Below are 10367 nucleotides of genomic sequence, written 5' to 3' on the forward strand. Positions count from 1 at the left end.
CGATCACCGGCACCGGCGTCGGCGGCCGGATCCGCAAGCAGGACGTCATCGAAGCGGCCGACAAGGCCGCCGCAGCTGCCGCTGCGGCTAAGTCTGCTTCTCGGGAGACCTCGGCCGCGCCCGCCGCGGCTCCGGCCGCCGCGAAGCCCGCCCCGAGCCCGCTGCGCGGCCGCACCGAGAAGCTGACCCGCACCCGCGCGACGATCGCCCGCCGCATGGTCGAGTCGCTGCAGATCTCGGCGCAGCTCACCACGGTCGTCGAGGTCGACGTCACCAAGATCGCCAACCTGCGGAACAAGGCGAAGGCCGACTTCCTGGCCAAGAACGGCGCGAAGCTCACCTTCCTGCCGTTCCTGGCGCTGGCCGCGGTCGAGGCGCTGCGTCAGCACCCGGTGGTCAACTCGTCCATCGACCAGGAGGCCGGCACGGTCACCTACCACGACGGCGAGCACCTCGGCATCGCGGTGGACACCCCGAAGGGCCTGATCGTCCCGGTGATCCGCGACGCCGGCGACCTCAACCTGGCCGGCCTGGCCAAGCGGATCGCCGACGTGGCCGAGCGCACCCGCAACAACAAGATCAGTCCGGACGAGCTCTCCGGCGGCACCTTCACGCTGACCAACACGGGCAGCCGCGGTGCGCTCTTCGACACGCCGATCATCAACCAGCCGCAGGTCGGCATCCTCGGCACCGGCGCGGTGGTCAAGCGGGCCGTGGTCGTCGACGACCCGAACCTCGGTGAGCTGATCGTGCCGCGCTCGATGATCTACCTGGCGCTCAGCTACGACCACCGGATCGTGGACGGCGCGGACGCCGCCCGCTTCCTGGTGACGATGAAGGAGCGCCTCGAGGCCGGACAGTTCGAGGGCGACCTGGGGCTCAGCGCCTGACGCGGGACAGAACATGAAGAAGGGGCGCTTCGGCGCCCCTTCTTTGTTTTGAGCGGGTTCAACTTCGGGAATGATGGAGATATGCGGATTCTCCTGGCCGGCGCGTCCGGTTTCCTCGGCACCCGGCTCGCCGAGCGGCTGCGCGCCGCCGGTCACGACATCACCCGGCTCGTCCGGCACCCCGCCCAGTCCGCCGACGAGGCCACCTGGAAGCCGTCCTCCGGCCAGCTCGACCAGGCCGTGGTCGCGAGCGCCGACGCGGTGATCAACCTGGCCGGCGCCGGCGTCGGCGACAAGCGCTGGAACGCCCGGTACAAGAGCCTGATCCGCAGCAGCCGGGTGGACACGGCCGGCACCATCGCCCACGCGATCAAGAACCTGCCGGCCGCCGACCGTCCCCGCGTGCTGCTCCAGTCGTCCGCCGTCGGCTGGTACGGCGACACCGGCGACCGCCCGGTCACCGAGGAGGCCCCGGCGGGCACCGGTTTCCTGGCCGACGTGTGCCGGGTCTGGGAAGCCGCGGCCCGTCCCGCCGAGGACGCGGGCACCCGGGTGGCCCTGCTGCGCACCGGGCTCCCACTGGATGAGAACGGCGGACTGCTGAAGCCGCAGATGTTGCCGTTCCGGATGGGCGCCGGCGCCAAGCTCGGCGGCGGCAAGCAGTGGGTCCCGTGGATCGGTCTGGCCGACTGGCTCGGCGCCGTCGACTTCCTGCTGGAGCGCGACGAACTGGCCGGCCCGGTCAACCTGGTCGGCCCGGAGCCGGTCACCAACGCCACGTTTACCCAGGTCCTCGCCAAGGTGCTGCACCGGCCCGCGGTGCTGCAGGTGCCGGGGATCGCCCTGCAGGTCGCCCTGGGCGAGTTCGCCCACGAGGCGCTGCGCAGTCAGCGGGTGCTGCCGGGGGTGCTGCAGAAGGCCGGCTTCACCTTCACCCAGCCGACCCTGGAGGCGGCGCTGCGGGCGGCAGTGGATCAGCAATCGAGTACGGCGGGCCGGCCGTAGCCCCGAAGCTTGCTAACCTGCGCCTGGTGTCCGTCGTCGCCGCAGCCCCGTCCGAGTCCGCCGATCCGCCGGTCGAGTCCACGACCCGCCGAGGCGGCCGTTCCTGGCGCCCGCATCTGATCGTCGCCGTGATCGCCCTGGCGCTCGCCGTCTGGGTGACCAACGGGCTGTGGCGGGACCCGGCCGGGCACGTCATCGCGAAGAACGCGGGCGACCAGGCCTTCTTCGAGTGGTTGCTGGGCTACGGCGTCTACATCCTGGGCCACGGCGCCGACCCGTTCTTCACCGACCTGATGAACACCCCGGTCGGCGTGAACCTGGCCGCCAACACCTCCATCACCGTCTACATCGTGCTGTTCTCGCCGCTGACCATCCTGGCCGGTCCCGAGATCAGCTTCGCGACGATCCTCACCCTGAACCTCGCCGCCGCCGCCTTCACCTGGTACCTGTTCCTGCGCCGCTATCTGGTGCACCGGGCGGCCGCCGCGGCCCTCGGCGGATTGTTCTGCGGCTTCGCTCCCGGCTTCATCTCGCACGCCAACGGCCACCTCAACTGGACCGCCGGCTGGATCCCGCCGCTGGTGCTGTGGTGGGTGCTCAAGCTGCCCGAGCCGCGCCGCTGGCTGCGCCACGGCCTGATCCTCGGCGTACTGGTGGCGATCGGCTTCTCCATCGCCGCCGAGGGACTGTTCTTCACCGCGCTCGCCACCGGGGTGTTCCTGGTGACGCGGTCGCTGATGCCGCACTGCCGGGCCGCGGCCCGCGCCGCGCTGCCGACCGTGCTCGCCGGGCTGGGCGTGACGGCCGTCGTCGCCGGGATCCTGCTGGCTTACCCGCTCTACATGCACTTCGCCGGGCCGCAGACGTTCAAGGGCACCGGTTTCAACCAGGCCCACTACGCCGAGGACATCGGGGCGTACCTGGGCTACCCGACCCGGTCGCTGGCCGGCTGGCTGGGGCTGGGCAGTGACCTGGCGCCGAACCCGACCGAGGAGACGTCGTTCTTCGGCCTGCCGCTGATGGTGCTGGCCGTGGCGTGCCTGGTGACACTGCGCCGGCACGCACGTCCAGGCCGGTTCGAGACCCTGATCGGGCTCTATGCGGTGGGTGCCGTCTTCCTGCTGCTGTCCCTGGGGCCACAGCTCAAGTTCTTCGGGGACGCCACCGAGATCAAGCTGCCGTACGCTGCCCTGATCGACCTGCCGCTCTTCGACTCCGCCCTGCCCGGCCGCTTCGCCCTGGTGGTGGCCTGCGTGATCGGCGTCCAGCTGGCGCTCACCGCCGACCGCCTGCTGACCGAGCCGATGCCCTCGGTACGCGAGCACACCCAGTGGGCAGCCGCCTTCGCCGTCGCACTGGTGCCGCTGTTCCCGATGCCGGTGCTGACCGGCGACCGCGCACCCGAGCCCGCGTTCATCGCCGACGGCCTCTGGAAGCAGTACGTGAGCGACGGCGGAGTGCTGACCGCGCTGCCGTTCGCGACCACCGACACCGCGGACGGGCAGCGCTGGCAGGCGTACACGATGGCCCGCGGCGGCAAGCAGTTCCGGATGCCGGACGGTTACTTCCTCGGCCCCGGCGGCCCGGAGGGCGTCGGGCAGATCGGCGCCAGCCCCCGGCAGACCGACTGGAAGTTCCTGCGCGCCGCCCTGTACGGCGAGATCGTCCCGATCGGCGACTACGACCGCGAGCAGACCCGGAGCGACCTGGCCTACTGGAAGGTCGAGGCGGTGTTCCTGGCACCGCAGGTGACCGGCTCGCAGGGCCCGGTGTTCCGGGCCGCGCTGGAGATGACGGCCATCGACCTGTTCGGCGAGCCGGAACGCGTCGGCGGCGTCCTGCTGTGGCGCATCCGGCCGGGCATCGACCCGGTGGCCCGCGGAAACTGACGGACTAGGCTTGGCCGCGTGACGACTTCTACGTTGCAGGTGCTGCGTCCCGGGCTGGTCGACTACCGCGAGGCCTGGGAGACCCAGCGCCGGCTGCACGACGCCGTGGTGGCCGGCACCCAGCCGGACACCATCCTGCTGCTCGAGCACCCCAGCGTCTTCACCGCGGGCAAGCGCACCGAGCCGATGGACCGCCCGATGGACGGCACCCCGGTGGTCGACGTCGACCGCGGCGGCAAGATCACCTGGCACGGCCCGGGTCAGCTCGTCGGCTACCCGATCGTCAAGCTGGCCGACCCGATCGACGTGGTGGCCTACGTCCGCCGCGTCGAGCAGCTGCTCATCGACGTGTGCGCCGAGTTCGGCGTCACCACCGACCGGGTCGAGGGCCGCAGCGGCGCCTGGGTCCGCGCCGACGACCGCGGCCCCGACCGCAAGATCGCCGCGATCGGCATCCGGGTGGCCCGCGGCGTCACCCAGCACGGCTTCGCCATCAACGGCGACTGCGACCTGAGCAACTTCGACCGCTTCGTGCCGTGCGGCATCCGCGACGCGGGCGTGACGTCGCTGAGCGCGGAGCTGGGCCGGCCGGTGACGGTCGACGACCTGCTGCCGGTCGTCGAACGCCACCTGCCGACACTGCTGTGAGCCTCTACCGCGACCCGCGCGACAAGCGGGTCTTCGTGCCAAAACCGGGCGGCGGGGTGGTGCTGAACTTCGGCCACCCGATCGCCTGGTGGATCCTGGTCTGCACCACGATCATCCCGCTGATCATCGTCACCGGCATGACCATCGCCGTCTTCCTCTGAGCCGGGGCCTCACGGCGTGACCCGGTGCAGGTCGCGGGGGAACGCTGTGACCTCCCGGACGTTCGCGGCGCCGGTCAGCCGGGCCACGAAACGTTCCAGGCCGATCGCGAAGCCGCCGTGCGGTGGCATCCCGTACCGGAAAGCGTCGAGGTAGCCCCGGTAGGCCTCCGCCGACTCCCCCCGCGCGGCCAGCGCGGCCTCGTAGTCGGCGTAGCGGTGCAGCCGCTGGCCGCCGGTGACCAGCTCGAGCCCGCGGAACAGCAGGTCGAAGCTGTTCGACCAGACCGGGTCGGACGGCTGCGGATGGGTGTAGAACGGCCGCTTGCGCATCGGATAGCCGGTCACGAAGACGAACTCCGACCCGTGCTCGCGCAGCGCCCACTCCCCCAGCGCCCGCTCGTGCGCCGGGGCCAGGTCGGGCTCGTCGGCCGGCGCGCCCGCGATCCGCAATGCCTCCGCGAAGTGCAGCGCCGGGATCTCCTCCGGCACCTTCGGCACGGCGGTCCCGGTCCGCTCGGCCACCGTGTCGGTCATCGTCGCCACCACCTCGGTGAGCACGGCCATCACGTCGCGGTGGTCGGCGATGAAGCCCAGCTCGGCGTCCAGCGACGTGTACTGCGCCAGATGCCGGGCCGTGTCGTGCGGCTCGGCCCGGAACACCGGCCCGACCTCGTAGACTCGCTCGAACACCCCGACCATCAGCTGCTTGTAGAACTGCGGCGACTGGGCCAGGTAGGCGGGCCGGCCGAAATAGTCGAGCGCGAACACGTTCGCTCCGGACTCGGTCGCCGACGCCACGATCTTCGGGGTGTGGATCTCGACGAAGCGCCGCTGCTCCAGCGCGGCCCGGAAGCCCGCGGTCGCGGCGGCCGCGATCCGCAGGGCACCGGCCCGGCCCGGATGCCGCAACGACAGAGCGGCATGGTCGAGCTGGGTGGGCAGGGTCGCGGTCAGTGCGGGCCGATGCAGATCAAAAGGCAACGGTACGGACACAGCGTTCAGGATCCGCAGCAGAGCGGGAGCGGTGAGCTCGACCCCCGCCGGCGCGGCCGGGTTCGCGGTGACGGTGCCGGTCACCTCGATCACGGACTCCTCGCCCAGCGTCTCGATCTGGGCCCGGACCTCGGGCTCGGTGACGACGACCTGGGTGAGCCCGGCAGCGTCCCGGACTATCAGGAACGCCACCGACTTGAGCAGCCGGCGGCGGTGGACCCAGCCGGCGACCGTGACGGTCTCGCCGGTGTGCCGGGCCAGTTCGGTGGAGAGGATGCGTTGCACGGCTCTTACCTCCTCGGTGACTGCAACGCGGCCCCAGGGAGGTGTGGGCGAGCGGGATCCTCGCGGTGCCACCACACCTTCACGCCTTGATCAGGCGCCTCTTGTCGTGCGCGGCTCGGGAGTGTCTTCACGCCCCGGCACCGGGCCACCTTCACAGCTGGTGGTGGCTCTCTCGGCCGGTGGGATCGGGGCGCTACTCGGTTCCGTCATCACCGTGGACGGGACCTTAACAGCGCCCGGACGACCGGCAAACCGGGTTTCCCCGGCAGGCGTGAGAGCACTCACAGAAACTGCTGTGTGAGCCTCACCGCCCCCGCAACGGTTGATCTTGCTTTCGGCGTAACCTCAGCCTTGTGACTATTGCTCCCGAGGGCCGCCGCATGCTGCGCATCGAGGCGCGCAACGCCGAAACTCCCATCGAGCGCAAGCCGCCGTGGATCAAAGTCAAAGCCAAGATGGGCCCGGAATACACGCACATGCGTGGTCTGGTGCAAAAAGAGGGCCTGCACACGGTCTGCCAGGAGGCCGGCTGCCCCAACATCTACGAATGTTGGGAGGACCGCGAGGCGACCTTCCTCATCGGCGGTGACCAGTGCACCCGCCGCTGCGACTTCTGCCAGATCGACACCGGCAAGCCGGCCGAGTTCGACGCCGACGAGCCCCGCCGCGTGGGCGAGTCCGTCGCCACCATGGGCCTGAAATACGCGACCGTCACCGGCGTGGCCCGCGACGACCTCCCCGACGGCGGCGCCTGGCTCTATGCCGAGACCGTCCGCCAGATCCACAAGCTCCAGCCCGGCTGCGGCGTCGAGCTGCTGATCCCCGACTTCAACGCGGAGCCCGACCAGCTCGCCGAGGTCTTCGGCGCGACGCCCGAGGTCCTCGCGCACAACGTCGAGACGGTCCCCCGCATCTTCAAGCGCATCCGCCCCGGCTTCCGCTACGAGCGCTCCCTCGACGTGATCACCCAGGCCCGCGCGGCCGGCCTGGTCACCAAGAGCAACCTGATCCTGGGCATGGGCGAGGAGCGCGCCGAGGTCTCCCAGGCCCTGCGCGACCTGCACGCGGCCGGGTGCGAGCTGATCACCATCACGCAGTATCTGCGGCCCACCCCCCGCCACCACCCGGTGGAGCGCTGGGTGAAGCCGGAGGAGTTCGTCGAGCTGAACGCGGAGGCCGAGGAGATCGGCTTCGCGGGCGTGATGAGCGGCCCCCTGGTCCGCTCGTCGTACCGCGCCGGCCGGCTCTACCAGCAGGCTCTCGCCGCCCGCGGCTGAGCCACCCCCGCCGCTCGTGCAGCGGATGCGCAGCCTCGATGCGTCTCTCCTGGTGAGGCGCGTCGAGGAGGTCGCAGGTGGGGTTCGAGGAGTACGTGAGCGAGCAGGGCCGGTCCCTGCTCCGGCTGGCGTACGTGCTGACCGGTGACGCTCACCGCGCCGAGGACCTGACCCAGACCGCGCTCGCGGACGCGTACCGGCACTGGCGCAAGGTGGCCGCCGCCCGCGAACCGGACGCGTACGTGCGCCGGATGCTGGTCAACGCCCACCTGAGCTGGCACCGGCGGCGTTCCTCGACCGAGCGGCCGACCGACCTGGCCGGCTGGGAGCCACCGAGCGCGGCCGACCCCGCCGACGAGGTGGCGGCCCGCGACCAGTTGCGCCACGTGCTCGCCACCCTCGCTCCCCGCGCCCGGACCGCACTTGTCCTGCGCTACTACGCCGACCTGGACGACGCCGGCATCGCCGAGGCGATGGGGGTGACCGTCAGCGCCGTCCGGGCCACCACCTCCCGGGCCCTGGCGACCCTGCGCGGCAGCGACGTCGCGGCCGCCCTGAAGGAGACGTCATGACCGACCAGCTGGAACGCGAGCTACGACTGCTGTTCGCCGAGGACGCCGACCGGGCCCCGGTGCCCGTCGCCCTAACCGCCGGGGCACGCCAACGGGTTCGTCAGGCCCGCCGCTCCCGGTTCGCCTGGGGCGCCGGAGCCCTGGTGGCCGCCTCGGTGGCGGCCGTCGTCGGCGCGGGTGCCCTGATCGACCCGCCGCCGGCCGAACGCACCGCCGCACCCCCGCTGCCCGCCTCGTCGGCTGCCCAGCGGACCGGCGCGCTCCCCGACGCGGCGAACGGCTCCTGTGCAGGCGGCTACTCACCGCGCGAAGTGGCCCGCCGCGCGTTCGCCTTCGACGGCACTGTGACCGCCATCGGACCGGTCGACCCCGACCGCGTCCATGCCGTCCGCGGCTACGTGGGCGTCACGTTCACCGTCAACGAGTGGTTCTCCGGCGGCTCCGGCCCGACTGTCACCATCGCCATGTCCCCACCCCTCGGTGGCCTGGCCGCCATGGGATACGGGCCACCGGCGTACGGGATCGGCACCCGCCTGCTGGTCAGCGGCGAGCACCGCTGGGGCGGCACGACCACGGCCGACGCCATCGCCTGGGGATGCGGCTTCACCCGCTATTACGACCCGACGACTGCGGACGAGTGGCGTATCGGCGGGCCGTTGACGATCAGCGCGACTTGAGCCGGCGCAGGGTGGCGCCGGTCGCCTGCTTGAAGAGGTATTCGGCGCGCTCATAGGACAGCCGGCCCCGGCCGGTGTCCGGGCAACGGTCGGCCTCCGCCGGCATCCGTCCCGGGCCGGGACGGCGATCCGCGAGAAAAAGCGGTCCACGGGTACGGCCGGCCAGCAGCTCGGGCAGCAGCCGTGCGGTGCCTGCCCGCCAGCTCACCCAGCCGGCGCCGCCGCGGGCCCGGCGGTCGTCCAGATCCAGATCCTCGACATTCAGCGCGAGCACCGCGCCGACGCCTGCGCCTGACTCGTGCAGCAGCCGCCACAGGGTCCGCTCGCGCAGCCCAATGTCGGCGCGCTCCCACAGCCCGTCCAGGTCCGGGCCGCTCAGCGCCTCGGTCCGGCCTCCGGTTTCCGGCCTCCGCTCAAGCGCAGCCGCGAAATCCGCCGAGCCCGCGGAATTGTCGGCCGCGGGAACGGCCGAGGCCGCGGGAACGGCCGAGGCCGCGGGAACGGCCGAGGCCGCGGAATGCCTGACCACAGCGGCCCGCGGGAGGCCACCCGCCACACCGACCGCGGGACGGGCCGCAAGGCCCGGCTCATGCTCGATCCCCGCACCGAACACGAGAGCGGTCGCGTCTGCCCACCTGCTGAAGGAGCGGATCGCCGCCACGTGCCGGTTCCAGGTCCGCGGTGCCGCGTCGCCCCAGGCGACCATGCACGCCTGGCTGACCTGTTCCGCGGTCAGCGACGCCAGCGGAAACCCGGCGCCCACAGCTCGGCAGAGCCGGCTCAGCGTCTGGCCGTAGGACCGCACCGTCGCCGCGTCCAGGTCATCGCGCGCCAGGAACTCGGCCACCGCTTCGCCGACCGTGCGACCAATAAGCTCCGCCGCTGTGAGCTCCGGGATCGCCGCGGCCCGCCCTCGCAGGAAAGCACTCTCGGCCGCGTTACGCGCCAGCCCAGCGGCGCGAAGAAACTCCCGGCGCGCCTCCCCCACCCGGCCCAGCCGCCACAACAGATCACCGCGGACCCCTGGCAGCAGGTGATAGTCCCGCAACGCTGGGTCGGCCAGCAGCGCGTCCACCAGGTCGAGCCCGGCCTGCGGCCCCTCGGCCATCCCCACGGCCACCGCCCGGTTCAGCTGGACGATCGGGGTCGGCAGCAGCCCGGCCAGCGCCCGGTAGAGGGCGGCGATCTGCGCCCAGTCGGTGTCCGCCGCCGTGCGGGCCTGGGCGTGACAGATCGCGATCGCCGCCTGCAGCACGTACGGTCCCGGCGTGCCGCCGAGCTCTCGGGCCCGCAGCATCGCGGTGAAGCCGCGCCGGATCAGGAGCTGGTCCCAGCGGCCGCGGTTCTGCTCGTGCAGCTGGATCGGCTCGCCGGCCGGGCCGGTGCGGGCCGCCGAGCGGGAGGCCTGGATCTCCATCAGCGCGACCAGGCCGTGCACCTCGGCCTCGTGCGGTGCGAGTTCGGCGAGCAGGCGGCCCAGGCGCAGCGCCTCCTGGCCCAGGGCCGGGCGGATCAGGTCGTCGCCCGAGCTGGCCGAGTAACCCTCGTTGAAGATCAGGTAGATGACTTCGAGGACCGAGGACAGCCGCGCGGCCAGGTCGGCCGGTTCGGGCAGGGCGAACGGCACGCCGGCCTCGGCCAGGGTGCGTTTCGCCGTGGCGATGCGGCGGGCCACGGCCGGCTCGGTGATCAGGAACGCGCGGGCGATCTCGGCCGCGGTCAGGCCGCCGACCACGCGCAGGGTCAGGGCGGCGCGCTGCTCGGTGGGCAGCACCGGGTGGCAGGAGATGAACATCAACCGCAGGACGTCGTCGGGTCCTGCGGAGAGGTCCGGGGGCTGGTCGTGCTCGCGGGCGTACTGCTCGGCCTTGCGGTCGTGCAGGCGGGACCGACGGATGTGGTCGACGGCCCGGCGTTTGGCGATCGCCGTCAGCCAGGCGCCGGGATTTTCCGGTACGCCGGCAGCCGGC

The 10367-nt window shown here is 72.1% G+C and carries 10 protein-coding genes; 8 read left to right on the forward strand and 2 right to left on the reverse strand.

Annotated elements, in window-relative coordinates:
- The 5 genes from sucB to AB0C29_RS15080 all read left to right on the forward strand — a co-directional run.
- The coding region (gene sucB / locus AB0C29_RS15060; protein ID WP_360820448.1) for a 2-oxoglutarate dehydrogenase, E2 component, dihydrolipoamide succinyltransferase at positions 1-890 on the forward strand (890 nt) is incomplete at its 5' end.
- An 81-nt stretch (positions 891-971) separates the two neighbouring features.
- The gene (locus tag AB0C29_RS15065) at positions 972-1895 is read left to right on the forward strand and encodes a TIGR01777 family oxidoreductase (RefSeq protein ID WP_360820451.1); all 924 of its coding nucleotides are present in this window, start codon (positions 972-974) and stop codon (positions 1893-1895) included.
- 26 nt (positions 1896-1921) lie between these two features.
- Positions 1922-3784 (forward strand): DUF2079 domain-containing protein, encoded by a 1863-nt coding sequence (locus AB0C29_RS15070; protein ID WP_360820454.1) that lies wholly within the window; start codon positions 1922-1924, stop codon positions 3782-3784.
- Positions 3785-3802: 18 nt separating this feature from the next.
- Positions 3803-4432 carry a lipoyl(octanoyl) transferase LipB gene (lipB, locus tag AB0C29_RS15075; RefSeq protein ID WP_360820457.1) on the forward strand — a complete coding sequence of 210 codons (630 nt, stop codon included), beginning with the start codon at positions 3803-3805 and terminating at the stop codon, positions 4430-4432.
- Positions 4429-4593 carry a peptide ABC transporter substrate-binding protein gene (locus AB0C29_RS15080; protein WP_360820460.1) on the forward strand — a complete coding sequence of 55 codons (165 nt, stop codon included), beginning with the start codon at positions 4429-4431 and terminating at the stop codon, positions 4591-4593. The genes lipB and AB0C29_RS15080 overlap by 4 nt, the downstream gene beginning before the upstream one ends.
- Positions 4594-4602: 9 nt before the next feature.
- Here AB0C29_RS15080 and aspS read toward each other — a convergent pair whose 3' ends face one another.
- Entirely contained in the window at positions 4603-5871 is a 1269-nt protein-coding gene (gene aspS / locus AB0C29_RS15085; protein ID WP_360820463.1) for an aspartate--tRNA(Asn) ligase, read from the reverse strand.
- Positions 5872-6251: 380 nt separating this feature from the next.
- Between aspS and lipA the strand changes: the two genes are divergently transcribed.
- The 3 genes from lipA (at position 6252) to AB0C29_RS15100 (ending at position 8397) form a co-directional block, all read left to right on the forward strand.
- On the forward strand, positions 6252-7148 hold the full coding sequence (lipA, locus tag AB0C29_RS15090) for a lipoyl synthase (protein WP_360820483.1): 897 nt from the start codon (positions 6252-6254) through the stop codon (positions 7146-7148).
- A 77-nt stretch (positions 7149-7225) separates the two neighbouring features.
- A complete protein-coding gene (locus tag AB0C29_RS15095; RefSeq protein ID WP_360820466.1) occupies positions 7226-7720 on the forward strand; it encodes a SigE family RNA polymerase sigma factor in 495 nt (164 codons plus the stop codon).
- A complete protein-coding gene (locus AB0C29_RS15100) occupies positions 7717-8397 on the forward strand; it encodes a hypothetical protein (protein WP_360820469.1) in 681 nt (226 codons plus the stop codon). The genes AB0C29_RS15095 and AB0C29_RS15100 overlap by 4 nt, the downstream gene beginning before the upstream one ends.
- Here AB0C29_RS15100 and AB0C29_RS15105 read toward each other — a convergent pair.
- The coding region (locus tag AB0C29_RS15105; RefSeq protein ID WP_360820472.1) for a DUF6596 domain-containing protein at positions 8384-10367 on the reverse strand (1984 nt) is incomplete at its 5' end. The two genes, AB0C29_RS15100 and AB0C29_RS15105, sit on opposite strands and share 14 nt — an antisense overlap.

The sequence above is a fragment of the Actinoplanes sp. NPDC048791 genome, from assembly GCF_040650095.1.
Taxonomy (GTDB): Bacteria; Actinomycetota; Actinomycetes; order Mycobacteriales; family Micromonosporaceae; genus Actinoplanes.

Coding starts and splice junctions, on each gene's coding strand:
- AB0C29_RS15065 (WP_360820451.1), top strand. CDS start 972: ATGCGGATTCTCCTGGCCGGCGCGTCCGGTTTCCTCGGCACCCGGCTC.
- lipA (WP_360820483.1), top strand. CDS start 6,252: ATGCTGCGCATCGAGGCGCGCAACGCCGAAACTCCCATCGAGCGCAAG.
- AB0C29_RS15100 (WP_360820469.1), top strand. CDS start 7,717: ATGACCGACCAGCTGGAACGCGAGCTACGACTGCTGTTCGCCGAGGAC.